Source organism: Delftia sp. WY8, assembly GCF_018437695.1.
Lineage (GTDB): Bacteria > Pseudomonadota > Gammaproteobacteria > Burkholderiales > Burkholderiaceae_C > Comamonas > Comamonas tsuruhatensis.
The window spans coordinates 499,778-517,589 of record NZ_CP049795.1 but is presented as its reverse complement, the minus strand read 5'-3'; the positions used below and the strand labels follow the sequence as shown (position 1 = coordinate 517,589).

The following is a 17,812-nucleotide window of genomic DNA, read 5'->3' as shown; positions in this document are numbered from 1 at the left end:
CAGAAAGTCCTTATGTCCGCTCCCAAGTCCTCCCGATTCCGATTCCGATTCCGCCTCCGTCTCCGCCGCACAGCGGTTTTTCATGCATGTGCAGGCCTGGTGCTGGGCCTGCAACTGCAGTTGGCCGCCGCGCAATCGGTGTCCTTCGACGTGCCGGCCCAGCCGCTGGCCCAGGCGCTGAGCCTGTTTGCGCGCCAGGCGGGGCTGCAGCTCACCTACTCCTCCGAACTGGTGCAGGGCCGGCAGGCCCCGGCGCTCAACGGCAGCCACGATGTGCGCCAGGGCCTGGCGGCATTGCTGCAGGGCAGCGGCCTGCAGGGGCGCATCGAGGGCGGCACGCTGACGCTGCTTCCCGCTGCGGCCAACGCGCCTGAGAATGCACACCGCCTGTCTGAGATCACCGTGACGGCCGGCGACCAGTATGTGAGCCTGCTGCCCGCACCCTACGCCGGCGGGCAGGTGGCCAAGGGCGTGCGCCTGGGCGTGCTGGGCAATACCGGCAACATGCAGGCGCCGTTCAGCACCACCAGCTACACGTCCGAGGCCGTGCGCAACCAGCAGGCCGGCACCATTGCCGAGGCGGTGAACCGCGACCCTTCCGTGCGCTACACCGTGCTGCCGGGCGGCAACGTGGACAACCTCTATATCCGGGGCTTTCCGATCTGGGAGGGCAACTCGGGCGAGATCGCCTTTGACGGCATCTACGGCATTGCCCCCAACTACCGCGTGCGCACCGAGTACGTGGACCGTATCGAGGTGGTCAAGGGGCCGGGCGCGCTGCTGTTCGGCATGTCGCCCAACGGCTCGGTGGGCGGCGTGATCAACATCGCTCCCAAGCGCGCCAATGAAGATGTGGCGCGGCTGGCCACGGGCTGGACTTCGGACAGCCTATGGCGTGCCCATGCCGACGTGGGCCGGCGCTTTGGCGACGAGGCCCAGTACGGCATCCGTGTGAACGCCAGCAAGTACGGCGGCGATACGTCCATGGACCATCAAAGCACCGACGGCCATGTGCTGGCCGTGGCGCTGGACTACGAGGTGGAGCGCTTCCGCGCCACGTTGGACCTGCTCTCGCAGGACGAGCGCATCGACGGCGTGGGCCGGCCCATCATGCCCACGGGGCTCTCCTCCATGCCTGCTGCGCCCGACGGCACACTCAACGTGACCCAGCCCTGGGAATGGTCCAGGAATCGCGAGCGCGCCGTGCTGCTGCGCACCGAGCTGGACCTCACGCAGCAGCTCACGCTGTTCGCCAACATCGGCCAGTCGCGCGCCAATGTGGACCGCATCTATGACTCCGCCCCGCGCCTGACCAGTGCGGCGGGTGCCACCAGCATCACGCCCACCTATGCGGTGTTCGACGTGGACCGCAGCACCATCGACGCGGGCCTGCGCTCGCGCTTTGCGCTGGCCGGTGTCAAGCATTCGGTCACGCTGCAGCTGGCCAGCTACCGCGAGGATTTCCACCGTGCGCTGCAGGCGGGCTCGGCGGTGGCGTCCAACATCTATGCGCCTGTTGCCCATGCGCCGCAAAGCATTGCGCGGCCTTCGGCCATTCCGCGCATCCATGACAACCGCAACACCAGCCTGGCCCTGGTGGACACGCTTTCGCTGCTGCAGGACAGGCTGCAACTGTCGCTGGGCCTGCGCCACCAGGCCATCAAGTCCACCAACTACAACGTGCTCACGGGCGGCGCCGCCAATGTCTACGACGAGAGCGTGACCACGCCCGCCGTGGGCGTGGTCTGGCGCCAGGCGCCCAACTGGAGCCTCTACGCCAACTACATCGAAGGCCTGAGCAAGGGCGACATCGCCCCGCCCGCCGCCAGCAACTACGGCGAGGTGCTGCGCCCCTACAAGAGCCGCCAGTACGAAGTGGGCAGCAAGTACGACTTCGGCAGCTTCATGGCCACGGCCGCCCTGTTCAGCATTGAAAAACCCAGCGGTGGCCTGGACCAGGGCGTCTACAAGACCAACGGCGAGCAGCGCAACCTGGGCATGGAGCTGTATGCCTACGGCGAGGCCGCACGCGGCCTGCGCCTGCTCGGTGGCGTGACGTGGCTCAAGCCCGAGATCACGCGCTCGGCCACGCCTGCGCTGGTGGGCAACCGGCCCATCGGCACTTCGCGCCTGCTGGCCAACCTGGGCGTGGAATGGGATGTGCCCGCCGCGGAAGGCTTGACCCTGGTCGGCGACCTGGCCTACACCGGCGCCCAGTTCGTGGACCAGGCCAACCGCCTGCGCATCCCGGGTTGGACACGCACCGACCTGGGCCTGCGCTATGCCACCCGCATCGCGGGCCGCAAGACCACGCTGCGCGCCACAGTGCAGAACGTGGCCGACCGCAAGGCCTGGGCCGGCGTCACGTCCTGGGGCGCTGTCTCGCCGATGATTCCGCGCACCTTCGTGGTGTCGGCATCGATGGATTTCTGAGGTCGGCGCGGTGGCTGGGCGGGCCGCGCTCTATGCTTGAGGCATGAACGCAAGCAAGACCCTGCTGATCATCTACCACTCCATGACCGGCGGCACCCGCCAGATGGCCGAGGCCGCGCGCGACGGCGCAGCGGCCGAAGGCCAGGGCGTGCAGGTGCGCCTGCTGCACGCCTGCGAGGCCGGCCCGGACGATGTGCTGTCCGCCGACGGCTACCTCTTCGCCACCCCGGAAAACCTGGCCGCCATCAGCGGACAGCTCAAGGACTTCTTCGACCGCAGCTACTACGCGGCGCTGGACCGCATCAACGGCCGGCCCTATGCCAGCCTCATCTGCGCCGGCAGCGACGGCCAGAATGCGGCCCGCCAGATCGCCCGCATCGCCACCGGCTGGCGCCTCAAGCCCGTGGCCGAGCCCCTGATCATCTGCACCCACGCCCAGACCACCGAAGCCATCCTGGCGCCCAAGCAGATTGCCGCAACTGAGCTGGAACAGTGCCGGGCGCTGGGGGAGGCAATGGGGGCCGGGCTGGCGCTGGGGGTGTTTTGAGGGTTGCCGGCATCTTGGGTGCCCTACATTTCTTGGTGGCCCGGTCGCCCGGTGTGGCTCAGCCGAACAGGCGCGACCAGAATCCGCCTTTTCCACCCACCTGCTGCCGGGCTCCCTGCATGTGGGCGCGTATGCCGAGCAATTGGGCATCGTCCGGATCGTGGCGCAGGGCGATCTCGACCAGTTCAGGCTGAAGGTGCGAGGCCTTGAGCTGGCCCAGGGCCCTGAGGGCGGTGACCTTGTGCGCATGAACGAAGCTCATGCTGCGAACTTCCCATGGCGCTTGCTGTTGCTGAGGCGAAAGCTGCGCATAGCGGCGCTCGGCTTCGGCCACGATGTCGAGGACGTCCTGGTGGTGGCTGGTCTCGTTGAGATAGGCGCACGCGGTCTGCGCGCAGTCCAGATACAGGCCGGTATCAAGCGCGTAGTCCTCCATCAGCAGCAGGGACAGGTCGGTGGCTTGCTTGCGGTTCCCCAGTTGCCGATAGGCATGGCGCAGGTTTTCCAGCAGGGCCTGGAAACAGGTCTGCTGCAGCCCGGCTTCGAGGACGGCGGCCGCCTGCTCGTACTGTTCCTGCGCGTTGTACAGCACGCCCAGGTTGTTGCAGCACATGGCATAGGTGTGGATGTCCAGCGCGGCGGGCGCGGCCTCCCGGCCGTTTGCCGGCGTGCCGGCGCTGGCGAAGCGCTCCAGACAGCGTTCGTAGAGTGTGGTCTGCAGGCGTTCGATTTCCTGCAGGGCCGCTGCATCCGTGTCGGGGCGCTTCCACTTGCCCACGGTCACGCCGGCCGTGTAGTAGTCGGGTGCCGCCGGGCTATCAGCCAACTCGGGATAGGAAAAGATGCTGCGCCAGGGCACGGCATGCTCCATCTCGAAAATGCGGGCTTGCAAGTCCGCCTGGGGCTGCAAGGCATGAGACTTGCGGTAGGCGGCCAGCGCGGGCTCGGGTTCGTCCAGCCAATAGTGGGCACTGCCCAAATAGCGGTGTCCATAGGCATTGCCTGGTGACATTGCCAGTGCGCGCTGCGCCCATTCGCCGACCTGGCGCAATGCCGCACTGCGGTCCTCGGTGAATTGGTCACTGGAATCGAGATACACCAGGCACAGCATCAGCCATGACCATTCGCTACCCTGGCCTGATTCGGCAGTGGCCTGAATGCTGGCCAAGAGGCTGGCAATCGCTTCATTGTCCAGATGGCTGAAAACCGTGGTGCCGGACCATAGCGCATGCATTCGCGCGTGGTCGCCCTGGCTGAAGGCATGCATTCCTTGGGAAATCAGTCGTTCCATGGTCTGTTGGGAATATTGTGGGAGGCGCCATCGTATCCGCTGTGTTTGACAGGAGGATGGGGCACCACTCAATGGGAGCGATAAGACGCCCGTGCAGACAATGTCTGAACAACAGGTCAAAGCCCCGTCAACTGCGGCAATGCCTTCTCGCAGGCCTTGCGGCACAGGTAGCGCAGGTCCTGTTCACCATCTTCACTGCGCAGGTAGCCGGCGCCGGCGGCGTTGATGTTCCATTCATAGACCTTGCCCGAGCGCAGCAGCCGTCCGCTGAAACTGCAGGGCAGGATGATGGATTCCTCGTGGAAGCTGCCAGCCGAGACTTGCTTTGCCGTCGCGAAATAGCGGGCCACGTCGGCGGCGTCCAGGCTGACTTTCTCGCATCCCATGGTCTCGCCCGTGCCTACGGAACGGGTGACCGGGCCGATGACGGAAATGGGTGCCGCCTTGGCCGCGTGTTTGTGCGTGGGCGTGGCTGTGGATGTAGATGAGGCCTGCAACGGCGCATGCAGGCACAGCATCACGGCAGCCCAGGCGGCAATGCGCAGGCTGCGAGAGGGATTGTTGAAAAGCTGGCTGGATGGCATGGCTCAGGCTCCCGTGAAGATGTAGCGCAGCAATTGGGCGCCTTCGGTCGCCTCCTTGCGGGCAATGGCGCCGTGGGAGTAGACATCGGACAGCAGCTTGAGCTTGTAGTGGTCCACCAATTGCTGGGTCAGCCATTTGGTCTGGAACAGCTGCGATTGGGTGGGCGCCTCGTAATCCTTGGTCGATGGCAGGAAGCGGCCCACCACCTCGATGCCCACGGAGTCGCTGTTGGCCGGATAACGCAACGGATAGGCCTTTGTGTTCTCGTGCGATGACACATTCTTGGCCCGCTTGCTGAAGCTCAGGCCCTTTTGGTGCAGCAGGGCATTGATGTTCTTGAGTTCCGTGGGATCGCAGGTGCTCTCGTTGACGCAGCGCGGCTGAAGAATTCCCACATGCCAGCAGATGCGCTCAAGGCTGGCCATCTGGTAGATCTTCCCGTCCTTCTCGATCAGGAAGTGCGCCCCCGTCTTCTGGCCGCTCTTGTAGGCATTGAGCACGCTGGCGGCCGTGGACGAGTCAGTGCGGTGCAGGACGATGGAGGTGACGGACAGCAAGGCGCCATGCTCTATGGACGGATAGGTCTTGACTTCGACGCTTTTGTCTACCATCAATCCTTTTTCGATAGTGGCCAATTATTTCTCCCTCTTTATCCCGGCTGAATGAATGCGAATGGCGGAAAGCCGGGAGAGCATACGTGGCATAGGGATATGAATGATTCAAAATGTACAATTCATGCCTGATTGGAAATATCTTGAAACAATTAAGGGGATTTATGAAGTCTTGATGAATGGTGAGCGCATGTGTTCATGTCTTTGCATCGGCCATGAAGTCCCTCATGGCCTTGTACACCTGTCTAATGGGTTTTGATTTCGATGATCATTCCGAAGATCAGCGCAATCCCCAACCCAAAAAGAGTGCCAAGAGAATTCAGGAAAATATATTCAAGATCCTTAGAAAACGGACCATTCATGGAAAAAATCAGAGAAATGCCAAGATATGGAATGGAGCCTGCGATGGCTCCATAAATCGAAAGATTCAATAGTGTCAAACGGTTGTGTTTATTCAGCATGAATATGCCAGGCAGACCCAGAATGACGAAGCCTGTGTAGCTGCAGGCCCAAATCGGGAAGATCAGCAAGCCGATCCAGCTGTCCCCGCTGATTCTTGCTGTGGCAAGAACTGCCAATATCACCGCGGGGAAAAATGGCGCAGCCAAGCATGCGGCAAGCATTCTGGGCGTAATGCAGATAAATGATTGAGTCTGCAGCTCATGGGCGTCTGGCCTGACGGAATTGATCCGTTGCGGAATCATTTTTTCCATGATGTAACGGTGGATTCACAGTGGGGAATGGCTGAAAGGAGTGGCCATCGTATTTGCCCTCTGTGAAGTCAGTGAGAAGTGGCTTGGACCGGCAATTCACGACTGGCCCGTGAGCCGGTGCCCCAGCACCGCCACCACAATGCAGCCCATTCCCACCCACTGCGCCGCCGACGGCACGGCGCCAAACCAGGCCAAGTCCACCAGCAAGGCCATGGCGGGGTAGACGAAGGACAGTGCCGCAATGGCGGGCGCCGGCAGCCGCTGGAATGCGGCATACATCACCGTGTACATGAAGGCCGTATGGACCAGTCCCAGGGTCAGCACCATGGAGGCGGCGCGCGCTGACAGCAATTGAGGGCTGGCTGCGGCGATATGGGTGAGCAGCGGCAGGGCCCACAGGCTCAGCACCAGTCCGCCCGCCAGCATCTGCAGCATGGCGATCTGGGCCGAGGGCATGTGGCCCAGGCGGCGCGTGGCGACCGTGGTGCCTGCGTAGAGTGCGGCGGCCAGCAGGGCCAGGGCCACGCCTATCCACGCGCCTGTTCCAGCATGCGATGCATCCATGCCATCCAGTCCGACCAGGCCGCTGCTCAGTGCCACGCCCAACAGGGCCAGCAGCAGCCAGGGCAGCTTGCGGCGTTCAACGGGCTCGCCCTGCAGCGCCGACAGAGCCAGCAGCATGAAGGGCTGCACGTGGTAGACCACGGTGGCCACGGCGATGGAGCTGTAGTGGTAGGCGCTGAAGAGGGCGACCCAGTTGAGCACCAGGGCGATGCCGCCGCCGGCCAGCCACAGCCATTCCCGGCCTTGAGGGGCGACCCATTCGCGCCGCCAGGCCAGCCACAGGCCCAGGCCCAGTGCGCCCAGCACGCAGCGGGCGAATACGACCAGCAGCGGCGGCAGCGCGCTTTCCACGACGAGCAGGCCGATGGTGCCCGACAGCGCCATGGCCAGCAGCATGCGCCAGGTGCCGCCCTGGCTGGTTCGGGGCCGTGTGGTTGAGGTTGCAGAGGTGAGGCTGGGGCTGTGGGACATGGTGTCGATTCCTGGGCGCGCTTCGGTATGGAGCGCATGGCCGTATCTTGCGGACCTTGCAATCAATCAACAATCCATGAGTCATTCAAATTAATATTGCCTGCCATGCAACAAAGACCGGAGTAGCGCCTTGCCCGATACCGCCATGCCCCTGGATGAAATGCTGGTCTTCGCCCGTGTGGTGGAGCACCAGAGCTTTGCGGGCGCGGCCCGGCAGCTGGGGCTGACGACCTCGGCCGTGAGCCGCAGCGTGGGGCGGCTGGAGGCGCATTTCGGGCTGCGGCTGCTGCAGCGCACCACGCGCTCGCTGTCGCTGACCGAGGCGGGGGCAGAGATCCATCAGGCCTGCCTGCGGCTGGTGGAGGATGCCCAGGCCGTGCAGGCGCTGGCCGGCCAGCTGCGCCAGCAGCCGCGCGGACTGCTGAAGATCAGCGCGCCGGCCGTGCTGGGCGATCTCTGGCTGTCACCACTGCTGCCGGGCTTTTGCGCGCGCTGGCCCGAGGTACAGGTGCAGGTGGACATGACGGACCGCATGGTGGACCTGGTGGCCGAGGGGCTGGACCTGGGCCTGCGCATCAGCATGCCGGGCCAGATCGCGCCGGGGCTGGTGGCGCGGCCGCTCAAGACCATCCGCTATGTGCTGGTCTCCACGCCCGGCTACCTGGCGCGGCATGAGGCCATCGGTGCGCCCGAGCAGTTGCTGGCGCATCCCTTCATCAGCCTGGGCTACGGCCAGTTCCAGAACGAGGTCGAATTGCGTCCGCAGCGCGCTGGGCATCAGCCGGCCGCGCCCGCTACGCGTCTGCTGGTGAATACGCCCATCACCATTGCCAGCAGCCTGGGCATCATCCAGGCGCTGCAGCAGGGGCCAGGCATCGGCGTGGTAGCGGACTTTGCGGCGCAGGCGGCGCTGCAGGCCGGGCAGCTGGCGCCCGTGCTGCCGGGCTGGGCGCTGTGCGGCAAGTACGCGCCGCGCGTGGTGCATGCGGTCTATGCGCCCACGCGCCATGTGCCGCTGAAGCTGCGGGCGCTGATCGACTACCTGGTCGAGGTGGAAGGCGAGGGCGCCGCGGCCTCCACCACCTAACCCATGCGCCTGCGCAGCGCCGCGCTGGCCCAGTCCACAGCCACGGACAGCGCCAGCATGGCGATGATGACGGTGCTGGCCTGGGCGTAGTGGAACAGCGACAGCTCGAAGTACAGCAGCTGCCCCAGCCCGCCCGCGCCCACGAAGCCCAGGATGGCGGCCATGCGGATGTTCATCTCCCAGCGGTACAGCGTGTAGGCCAGCAACTGCGGCGCGGCGCCGGGCAGCGTCGCGTAGAGGAATGCCATGGTGCGGCCGCTGCCGGACAGGCGCAGCGCTTGGGTGGGGGCGGCGGGCTGGTTCTGCAGGGCCTCGGCATACAGGCGCCCCAGCACGCCGGCCGTGTGCAGCGCCAGCGCCAGCGCGCCTGCGAACGGGCCCAGGCCCACGGCCAGGGCGGTGATGGTGGCCCAGACCAGCTCGGGCACGGAGCGCAGCACGTTGAGCACCAGGCTCCAGGGAGCGCGCCAGCGCGGCAGCGCCAGCAGCAGGCCCAGCACGGCCGCCAGCAGGGTGCCGACCACGGAGATGGCCAGCGTCTCCCACACGCCCACGGCCACCTTGCGCAGCCATTCGGCGCTGGTGTCGGGCGGGAAGAAGCTGATGACGAATTCCAGCATGGACCGGCCCGCCGCGCCGGTGAACAGCGAGGGCAGGTCCATCTCCAGCATGGCAAAGCTGGCGGCCACGCCGAGCGCCAGGGCGGCGCAGGTGAGGGCGCTGCGCCAGCCCCAGGCGCTGGCACGCGCGGCGGGTGGCGTGTCCAGCGCGCGGCGCAGGCCGCGCGAGAGCAGGTCGGCACCCCAGACCAGCAGCATGAAGGTCAGCAAGATGGTGGAGGCCTCGCCGCCGTTGAGCATCTTCATGGCCTGGTCCATGAGCTGGCCCAGGCCGCCCGCGCCCACAAAGCCCATGACCACCGAGGCGCGTATGGCGCACTCCCAGCGGTAGACGGTGTACGAGGTCAGTTCGCGCGCGGCCTGGGGCAGCAGGCCGTAGAGCATGGCCAGCGGCCGGCGCGCGCCGGCCTGCGCCAGGGCACGCGCGGGTGCGGGGTCGGCCGATTCCAGGATTTCCGCATAGACCTTGGCCAGCATGCCGCCATAGGTCAGGCCCAGGGCCAGCACGCCAGCGGCCGGCCCCAGGCCGAAGACGCGCACGAAGACCAGGGCCCAGACCAGCTCGGGCACGCCGCGCAGGATGGTGAGCAGGCCGCGCGTGACGGGATTGAGCGCCCGCCGCTCGCGCGCGGCGCCCGTGACCAGGTAGGCCAGCGGCACGGCCAGCACAAAGGCCAGGGCCATGCCGGCCGTGGCAATGGCCAGGGTCTCCAGCGTGGCGCGGCCCAGGTAGCCCAGGAAGTCGCGCCCGGTCTCGGGCGGCAGAAACGTGGCCAGAAAGCGGCCGATGACCTGCAGGTTGCCGGGATCGAACAGCGCGCCCAGGCTGAAGCCCGCGCCCTGGAACAGCGGCCACAGCACGACGGCGGCCAGCACCAGGGCGCCGAGGCGGCGGGGCGCGGCGGGGTCACGCAGCGCGTGCAGATCGGAACTCAACGGCATGCGGATGCGGACAGCGGTGCGGCAAAGGCGGCGGGCGCGGGTGTCCACGCAGGGCGGGAGGGATCATCGCCAGCATGCTCGGACCCATACAGCGCACGCAGGTGTTCCTGCGTGACTTCTGCCGCCGGCAGGTCGAAGGCGATGGCGCCATCGCGGATGCCCACGATGCGCGCAAAGCAGGCCAGCGCCAGGTCCACGGCATGCAGGCTGGCGACCAGGGTGGCGCCGCGCGCGGCCGCTTCGTGCACCAGCAGTTGCACGGTGGACAGGGCCAGGGCCGGGTCCAGCGCGGCCACGGGCTCGTCGGCCAGGATCAGCTCGGCCTGCTGGTAGAGCACGCGGGCGATGCCCACGCGCTGCAGTTGCCCGCCCGAGAGCTGGTCGCAGCGCGCGAACAGCTTGTCTGCGAGCTGCACGCGGGCCAGGGCCTCGCGCGCGCCGGCGGTGTCCTGTGGGTAAAGCAGCGAAGCCAACGCCTTCCAGGCCGGCCACCGGCCCAGCCGCCCGGCCAGCACGGCCGTGACCACGCGCTGGCGCGGCGGTATGGGCGGTGCCTGGTGCACCGTGCCGATGCGCGCGCGCAGCAGCCGGGGTGCGCCCGCGCTGGACGCAGGCACCTCGTTGCCCAGCACGCTGCGCCGGCCCTGGCTGGGCGCCAGCGCCGTGCCGATGACGGCCAGCAACGTGGTCTTGCCCGCGCCCGAGGGGCCGATCAGCGCAATGGCTTCGCCCTGGCGTGCGGCCAGCGTCACGCCGCGCAGCGCAATGCCGCCGCCGGCGTGGGTCAGGCCCACGCCTTGCAGTTCAAAGCTCATGGATTACGCCTGCCGCGGCTTACTTGAGCAGGCCGGCCGACTTGGCGGCGGCCTCGATGCCTTCGTAGTTCGAGGCCTGGGTGGGAATGAAGCGCGCGGCACGCTGCAGCTCCAGGATGGCCTTGTGCTCTGGCTTGGCCGGGTCCAGCGCCAGGAAGGCGTCGGTCAGCTTCTTGACCAGGGCCGGGTCCAGGTCGCCGCGCACGGTCCAGTTGTAGTCGAAGTAGGGCGGCGTGGTGGCGAACACGCGCACCTTGCTGGTATCGACCTTCTTGGTCTCCACCAGCTTGTCCCAGACCGATGCGTTGAGCACGCCGGCCTCGGCCTTGCCTGCGGCCACAAAGGCCACGGTGGCGTCATGCGCGCCGGAGAAGGCCACGGTCTTGAAGTCCTTCTCGGGGTTGATGCCGTCCTGCTGCAGGAAAAAGCGCGGCATCAGGCTGCCCGAGGTGGACGAGGGCGCGCCAAAGGCAAAGCTCTTGCCCTTGAGGTCGGCCAGGGTCTTGATGGCGGGGTTGGCCGTGATGAACTTGGAGGTGAACCTGGCGTCTTCCTCGCGCTGCACGATGGGAATGGCCGTGCCGTTGGTGCGGATCTTGGCCTGCACGAAGGTGAAGCCGCCCAGCCAGGCCAGGTCCAGCTTGCGTGTGGCCAGCGACTCGACCACGGCGGCGTAGTCGGTCACGGGCGTGAACACCACCTTCATGCCGGTCTGTGCCGAGAGGTACTTGCCCAGCGGCTCGAACTTGCGCTGCAGCTCGGTGGGAGCTTCATCCGGGATGGCCGAGACGCGCAGCACGGCGGGTTCGGCGGCCAGCGCAGGCAGGCTGGACAGGGTGGAGGCGGCCAGCACGCAGGCAGCCGCCTGGCGCAGCGCCGAGCGGCGCGCAGGAATGTGGTTCATGGATGGGCTCCGTTCAATCAGCCACCGCCGTCCGGATACACGGCGGTTTAATAAGGCGCCCGGGGTTGACACGGGCGCCGAAGGTACAAGGGCGGTACACCGACCGCTGAGGCTGCATTGTAGGGAGCGGGCTTTTCCGTTGGGGACGTCAGGCATGAGCGCCGGACCTGCGGGCACAGCGCTGCCGCCGATCTTTCTCCCGCGTGCGCTGCGTTTGTGCACCGCCTGGGGCCTTGCCTGGCGGGGACTTGAACATGCGTTGCACCAAAACATCCATGATTGGTCTGACCAATAAACATTGTGGTGCATTATCTGCACTTTTTTAGGTGTTTACCCTGTTCATCTGCTCACTTGAAAGCTCTGAGAATCGCACCACTTCGCGCAATGGTCTGAATTTTGGTTTAATTGGTTGGACCAATTTGCCAATGGCCCACAAGGCGCCAGCGCGGGGAACACTCCCGGTCACCGTTGCGGCCAGCCAGCAGACATCCTGTGCGGATCGCACCGCATGCCAACGCTGCAACGAGAGGGAGTGGCCGACAAGGGGCGCTTACCGCGCCCTCCCCATCATCTAGAGACACGGTCATGCAAACCATCTGGCAGCAGAACTACGATCCCGCCGGGAACATCTGGATCTCGGCGCTGATCGCGCTGATTCCCATCATCTTTTTCTTCCTGGCGCTGACCAGGTTCCGTCTCAAGGGCTACCAGGCTGGCACCGTCACCGTGGCGCTGGCGCTGGGCGTGGCGCTGCTGTTCTACAAGATGCCCGTGAGCGCGGCACTGGCCTCGGCCGTGTACGGCTTTTTCTACGGCCTGTGGCCCATCGCCTGGATCATCGTGGCGGCCGTGTTTCTCTACAAGATCTCGGTCAAGACGGGGCAGTTCGACGTGATCCGCTCGTCCATCCTGTCGGTCACGCCCGACCAGCGGCTGCAGCTCATCCTGGTGGGCTTTTGCTTCGGCGCCTTCCTGGAGGGCGCGGCCGGCTTCGGCGCGCCCGTGGCCATCACGGCCGCGCTGCTGGTGGGCCTGGGCTTCAAGCCGCTGTATGCGGCGGGCCTGTGCCTGATCGCCAACACGGCGCCCGTGGCCTTCGGCGCCATGGGCATTCCCATCATCGTGGCAGGGCAGGTCTCGGGCGTGGATGCCTTCGCCATCGGCCAGATGGCCGGCCGCCAGCTGCCCTTCATGACCGTGCTCGTGCTGTTCTGGCTGATGGCCATCATGGACGGCTGGCGCGGCGTCAAGGAAACCTGGCCTGCGGTGCTGGTGGGCGGCGGCTCGTTTGCCCTGGTGCAGTTCCTCACGGCCAACTACATCGGCCCGGAGCTGCCGGACATCACTTCGGCCATCGTCTCGCTGGTGGCGCTGACGCTGTTCCTCAAGGTCTGGCAGCCCAAGCGCATCTTCCGTTTCGACACGGAAGGCGAGGGCGGCAAGGCTGCTGCCATTGCGAAGACAGCCACGGCGGTCAAGGCTCCCGCCGCCGCTTCCGGTGCACCGCTGACGGCCGGCGCCGTCATCAAGGCCTGGTCGCCCTTCATCATCCTCACGGCCATGGTGACGATCTGGAGCATCAAGCCCTTCAAGGCGCTGTTCGCCGCAGGTGGCCCGATGGCCTCCACCGTCATCAACATCCCCGTGCCCTTCCTGCACAACCTGGTGGAGAAGACGCCGCCCGTCGTGGCCGCCGCTGCGCCCTACGGCGCGGTCTACACTTTCAACTGGCTGCTGGCCACCGGCACGGCCATCCTGATCGCGGCGCTGATCACCATCACCTTCACGCGCCTGTCGCCGGCCAAGGCCGTGGCCACGCTGGGCGAGACCTTCAGGGAACTGGCCGTGCCGATCTACTCCATCGGCATGGTGCTGGCCTTCGCCTTCGTGGCCAACTACTCGGGCCTGTCGGCCACGCTGGCCCTGGCGCTGGCACACACGGGCCAGGCGTTCACGTTCTTCTCGCCCTTCCTGGGCTGGATCGGCGTGTTCCTCACGGGCTCGGACACTTCGGCCAACGCGCTGTTCGCCGCGCTGCAGGCCACCACGGCGCAGCAGCTGGGCCTGCCCCAGGTGCTCACGGTGGCGGCCAACACCACGGGCGGCGTGACGGGCAAGATGATCTCGCCCCAGTCCATCGCCATTGCCTGCGCAGCCGTGGGCCTGGCAGGGCGTGAGTCGGACCTGTTCCGCTTCACGGTCAAGCACAGCCTGATGTTCGCCGTGATCATCGGGGTGATCACGACGCTGCAAGCCTATGTGTTTACGTGGATGATTCCGGGGTATTGACATGAAACACCCCCTGAGTCGCTGCGCGCCTTCCCCCTCTCTACCCGCTTCGCGGGGGAGGGGGACGACACCCTCGCGGCGGGGCGGCCCTTGCTCGGTGTCCCTGGCTTGGGCAGTGCGGGTTTCATGCGATGAGGCTGGCGCATAGCGCCGTGAATCACTGAAAACCAATTCTGAGAATCCCCATGCGCGTTGCCGATCAAGTTGTCGAGAAATTGCTTGCCCTGGTGCAGGCCAGCGGAGTGCAGCCCGGACAGCGGCTGCCCGCGGAGCGGCAACTGGCGGCCGAGCTGGGCGTCTCGCGCACCTCGGTGCGCGAGGCGATACAGAAACTCACCAGCCAGGGCGTGCTGGTGGCGCGGCGCGGCGATGGCACCTACCTGCAGGAGCCGGCGCCGGCTGCCGAGCCTGCGGACTGGCTCAAGGACGCCATGCGGCCGCTGGCCGGCCTGATGGAGTCCGACTCCCACTACCGCTACGACGTGCTGGAAACCCGCCACGCGCTGGAGACCAGCACGGCCTGGCTGGCCGCCCAGCGCGCCACGCCGCAGGACAAGGACCATATCCAGCGCTGCTTCGAGGTGATGATCCAGCACCAGCAAAGCGGCCACGCCGAGCTGGCGGCGCGCGCCGACGCGCAGTTCCACCTGGCCATTGCCGAGGCTTCGCACAATCTGGTGCTGGTGCAGGTCATGCACAGCCTGTTCACCGTGGTGCTGTCCACGGTGGAACGCAACCGCCACGACATGTTCCGCCTGAGCGCGCCCCAGACCCTGCAGGAGCTGACCGTGCAGCACCAGAGCCTCATGCAGTCCATCCTGGACGGCGACCCGCAGCGCGCCCGCGAATGCATCGGCGAGCACCTGGAGCATGTGCGCACCACCATCCAGCGCCTGGACGAGGACCGCGCGCGGCGCGAGCGCTCCATGCGGCTGCCGCTGGACGCCGCGCCTGCGCTGCTGCCCACTTCAGACCTGATACGAAAGACATGAGACACCCATCATGATCATCTCCTCTACCTCCGACTACCGTGCGGCGGCGCAAAAGCGCCTGCCGCCTTTCCTGTTCCATTACATCGACGGCGGCGCCTATGCCGAGCAGACGCTGCGCCGCAATGTCGAGGACATGGCCGCCGTGGCGCTGCGCCAGCGCGTGCTCAAGGACATGAGCCGGCTGGACACCAGCATCGAGCTGTTCGGCGAGAAACTGTCCATCCCCGTGGCGCTGTCGCCCGTGGGCCTGACGGGCATGTACCGCCGCCGCGGCGAAGTGCAGGCCGCGCGCGCGGCCGACGCCCATGGCATTCCGTTCACCATGTCCACGGTCTCGGTCTGCCCCATCGAAGAGGTGGCGCCCAGGATCAAGCGCCCCATGTGGTTCCAGCTCTATGTGCTCAAGGACCGGGGCTTCATGCAGAACGCGCTGGAGCGTGCCCAGGCGGCCGGCTGCTCCACCCTGGTCTTCACCGTGGACATGCCCGTGCCCGGCGCGCGCTACCGCGATGCGCATTCGGGCATGAGCGGCCCGAATGCCGCCATGCGCCGCTACTGGCAGTCGGTCACGCATCCGGCCTGGTCCATGGACGTGGGCCTGCTGGGCCGCCCGCATGACCTGGGCAACATCTCGGCCTACCGGGGCAGCCCCACGGGCCTGGCCGACTACATCGGCTGGCTGGGCGCCAACTTCGATCCCTCCATTTCCTGGAAGGACCTCGAATGGATACGCGCCTTCTGGAAGGGGCCCATGGTCATCAAGGGCATCCTGGACCCCGAGGACGCCAAGGACGCCGTGCGCTTTGGCGCCGACGGCATCATCGTCTCCAACCATGGCGGCCGCCAGCTCGACGGCGTGCTGTCCTCGGCCCGCGCGCTGCCGGCCATTGCCGATGCGGTCAAGGGCCAGATCAAGATCCTGGCCGACTCCGGCATCCGCAACGGCCTGGACGTGGTGCGCGCCATCGCCCTGGGCGCCGACTGCGCCATGATCGGCCGCGCTTTCATCTACGCGCTGGCCGCTGCCGGCGAGGCCGGCGTCAAGCACCTGCTGGAGCTGCTGGAAAAGGAGATGCGCGTGGCCATGACGCTGACCAGCGTCAGCAAGGTGGCAGACATCACCGGTGACCTGCTGGTGCGCGAAGCATGAGCGCGCCGGCCATCTCCGCCATGCCCCAGGTGTCCCGCGAAACCCTGCTGCAGCAGCTGCGCCAGGCCGTGGGCGCGGCCCATGTGCTCACCGACGACCAGGCCACGCGCCGCTTCCGCAAGGGCCACCGCACGGGCGAGGGCCCGGTGCTGGCCGTGGTGCGGCCCGCGACGCTGCTGGAGCAGTGGAAGGTGGTGCAGGCCGCCGTGGCGGCCGGGCGCATCGTCATCATGCAGGCCGCCAACACGGGCCTGACGGGCGGCTCCACGCCCGACGGCGCGGACTACGACCGCGAGATCGTGCTCATCAACACCTTGCGCATCACCGGCGTGCAGGTCATTGGCGGCGGCGCCCAGGTGGTGTGCCTGCCCGGCGCCACGCTGGACCGGCTGGAGCAGGCGCTGGCGCCGCTGGGGCGCGAGCCGCATTCGGTGATCGGCTCGTCGTGCATCGGCGCCTCGGTGCTGGGCGGCATCTGCAACAACTCGGGCGGCGCCCTGGTGCGGCGCGGCCCGGCCTATACCGAACTGGCGCTGTACGCGCGCGTGTGCGGCGACGGCTCGCTGGAACTCGTCAACCACCTGGGCATCGCCCTGGGCCGCACGCCCGAGGAAATCCTCATGCGGCTGCAAAACGGCGACTACACCGAGTCCGACATCGCTCACGATGCGCAGCGCGCCGCCTCCGACCCGCGCTATGCCGAGGCCGTGCGCGCCGTGGACGAGGACACGCCCGCGCGCTTCAATGCCGACCCCTCGCGCCTGTTCGAGGCCTCGGGCTCGGCCGGCAAGCTGTGCCTGTTCGCCGTGCGGCTGGACACCTTCCCCAAAGAGCCCAGCACCGTCTTCTATATAGGCAGCAATGCGCCCGACGACCTCACGGCCGTACGCCGCGAGCTGCTGACCGCGCTGCCGCGCCTGCCGATCGCCGGCGAGTACATCCACCGCACGGCCTACGACATCGGCGAGAAATACGGCAAGGACACCTTCCTGCTGATCGACCGCTTCGGCACGGCCAGGGTGCCGGCCGCCTTCGCCCTCAAGAGCCGCATGGACGGCTTCTTCGAGCGCTTCGGCCTGCGCGGCGTCACCGACCGCGTGATCCAGGCGCTGACCAACCTGCTGCCCAGCCACCTGCCCGCGCGCATGCGCCAGTGGCGCGACCGCTACGAGCACCACCTGCTGGTGCGCGTGTCCAACGACACGGCCGAGGCCACGCGTGAATTCCTCACGCGGCACTTCAGCGGCAGTACCACGGGCGGCTGGTTCGAGTGCGATGCCGACGAGGGGCGCAAGGCCTTCCTGCACCGCTTCGCCATCGCGGGTGCGGCCATCCGCTACCGCGAGGTGCACCGCGCCCAGGTCGGGGACATCGTGGCCCTGGACGTGGCCCTGCGCCGCAACGACCGCGAATGGGTGGAGCAGCTGCCCGCCGAGGTCGAGCGCGACATGGTCCACAAGCTCTACTACGGCCACTTCTTCTGCCATGTCTTCCACCAGGACTACATCGTCAAGAAGGGCGTGGACCCGCTGGCCATGGAGCACCGCATGTGGGAACTGCTGGACGCGCGCCGCGCCGAGTACCCGGCCGAACACAACGTGGGCCACTTGTACGTGGCCAAGCCCGCGCTGGCAGGCTTCTACCGTGAGCTGGACCCCACCAACACCTTCAACCCCGGAATAGGCCACACCTCGCGCAAGCTGGGCTGGGAGGAGTGTTGTGACCGGCCGGGGGGATGGCCCAAGGGGTATTCGGAAACGCCGTAGAGCAGGAGCAGGCGGGCCCGGGGGCAGCCCGC

Annotated in this window: 15 protein-coding genes; 7 read left to right on the top strand and 8 right to left on the bottom strand. The window is 66.9% G+C overall.

Translation table 11 applies throughout. From position 1 onward, the window contains the following. Window positions 1-99: 99 nt before the first annotated feature. Together G4D77_RS02275 and G4D77_RS02270 are read left to right on the top strand one after the other, a co-directional pair. Window positions 100-2,433 carry a TonB-dependent receptor gene (locus G4D77_RS02275; protein ID WP_227740770.1) on the top strand — a complete coding sequence of 778 codons (2,334 nt, stop codon included), beginning with the start codon at window positions 100-102 and terminating at the stop codon, window positions 2,431-2,433. 43 nt (window positions 2,434-2,476) lie between these two features. After that, window positions 2,477-2,980 carry a flavodoxin family protein gene (locus G4D77_RS02270; RefSeq protein ID WP_047327637.1) on the top strand — a complete coding sequence of 168 codons (504 nt, stop codon included), beginning with the start codon at window positions 2,477-2,479 and terminating at the stop codon, window positions 2,978-2,980. Window positions 2,981-3,038: 58 nt separating this feature from the next. Here G4D77_RS02270 and G4D77_RS02265 read toward each other — a convergent pair whose 3' ends face one another. From G4D77_RS02265 to G4D77_RS02245, 5 genes are all read right to left on the bottom strand, one after another. After that, the gene (locus G4D77_RS02265; protein ID WP_046984847.1) at window positions 3,039-4,271 is read right to left on the bottom strand and encodes a tetratricopeptide repeat protein; all 1,233 of its coding nucleotides are present in this window, start codon (window positions 4,269-4,271) and stop codon (window positions 3,039-3,041) included. Window positions 4,272-4,387: 116 nt separating this feature from the next. Then, window positions 4,388-4,855, bottom strand: coding sequence for a hypothetical protein (locus tag G4D77_RS02260; RefSeq protein WP_154834498.1), 468 nt, complete (start codon window positions 4,853-4,855; stop codon window positions 4,388-4,390). 3 nt (window positions 4,856-4,858) lie between these two features. Beyond that, window positions 4,859-5,467, bottom strand: coding sequence for a peptidoglycan recognition protein family protein (locus G4D77_RS02255; RefSeq protein ID WP_154834497.1), 609 nt, complete (start codon window positions 5,465-5,467; stop codon window positions 4,859-4,861). A gap of 245 nt (window positions 5,468-5,712) precedes the next feature. Then, window positions 5,713-6,180: a hypothetical protein gene (locus G4D77_RS02250; RefSeq protein WP_154834496.1), complete on the bottom strand. Its 468-nt coding sequence runs from the start codon at window positions 6,178-6,180 to the stop codon at window positions 5,713-5,715. Between the two features lie 96 nt (window positions 6,181-6,276). Beyond that, a complete protein-coding gene (locus tag G4D77_RS02245) occupies window positions 6,277-7,215 on the bottom strand; it encodes a DMT family transporter (RefSeq protein WP_154834495.1) in 939 nt (312 codons plus the stop codon). A gap of 145 nt (window positions 7,216-7,360) precedes the next feature. Here G4D77_RS02245 and G4D77_RS02240 point away from each other — a divergent pair, with 145 nt between their 5' ends. Further along, window positions 7,361-8,302, top strand: coding sequence for a LysR family transcriptional regulator (locus tag G4D77_RS02240; RefSeq protein WP_154836377.1), 942 nt, complete (start codon window positions 7,361-7,363; stop codon window positions 8,300-8,302). Here the strand turns inward: G4D77_RS02240 and G4D77_RS02235 are convergent. From G4D77_RS02235 to G4D77_RS02225, 3 genes are read right to left on the bottom strand one after another with little or no spacing between them, the layout of a single operon-like run. Further along, on the bottom strand, window positions 8,299-9,864 hold the full coding sequence (locus tag G4D77_RS02235; protein WP_154834494.1) for a PhnE/PtxC family ABC transporter permease: 1,566 nt from the start codon (window positions 9,862-9,864) through the stop codon (window positions 8,299-8,301). The two genes, G4D77_RS02240 and G4D77_RS02235, sit on opposite strands and share 4 nt — an antisense overlap. Next, complete coding sequence (locus G4D77_RS02230; protein WP_154834493.1) at window positions 9,855-10,679, bottom strand: phosphonate ABC transporter ATP-binding protein; 825 nt, start codon at window positions 10,677-10,679, stop codon at window positions 9,855-9,857. The genes G4D77_RS02235 and G4D77_RS02230 overlap by 10 nt, the downstream gene beginning before the upstream one ends. A gap of 19 nt (window positions 10,680-10,698) precedes the next feature. Further along, window positions 10,699-11,583 carry a putative selenate ABC transporter substrate-binding protein gene (locus G4D77_RS02225; protein WP_016452887.1) on the bottom strand — a complete coding sequence of 295 codons (885 nt, stop codon included), beginning with the start codon at window positions 11,581-11,583 and terminating at the stop codon, window positions 10,699-10,701. A gap of 585 nt (window positions 11,584-12,168) precedes the next feature. Between G4D77_RS02225 and lldP the strand changes: the two genes are divergently transcribed. The 4 genes from lldP (at window position 12,169) to dld (ending at window position 17,780) form a co-directional block, all read left to right on the top strand. Further along, window positions 12,169-13,872 carry an L-lactate permease gene (lldP, locus tag G4D77_RS02220; protein ID WP_154834492.1) on the top strand — a complete coding sequence of 568 codons (1,704 nt, stop codon included), beginning with the start codon at window positions 12,169-12,171 and terminating at the stop codon, window positions 13,870-13,872. A 185-nt stretch (window positions 13,873-14,057) separates the two neighbouring features. Continuing rightward, entirely contained in the window at window positions 14,058-14,864 is an 807-nt protein-coding gene (gene lldR / locus G4D77_RS02215; RefSeq protein ID WP_126312187.1) for a transcriptional regulator LldR, read from the top strand. A gap of 10 nt (window positions 14,865-14,874) precedes the next feature. Further along, window positions 14,875-16,014, top strand: a complete 1,140-nt coding sequence (gene lldD / locus G4D77_RS02210) for an FMN-dependent L-lactate dehydrogenase LldD (protein ID WP_016446782.1) — start codon at window positions 14,875-14,877, stop codon at window positions 16,012-16,014. Beyond that, on the top strand, window positions 16,011-17,780 hold the full coding sequence (gene dld / locus G4D77_RS02205; protein ID WP_213757888.1) for a D-lactate dehydrogenase: 1,770 nt from the start codon (window positions 16,011-16,013) through the stop codon (window positions 17,778-17,780). The genes lldD and dld overlap by 4 nt, the downstream gene beginning before the upstream one ends. The last annotated feature ends 32 nt before the right edge of the window (window positions 17,781-17,812 follow it).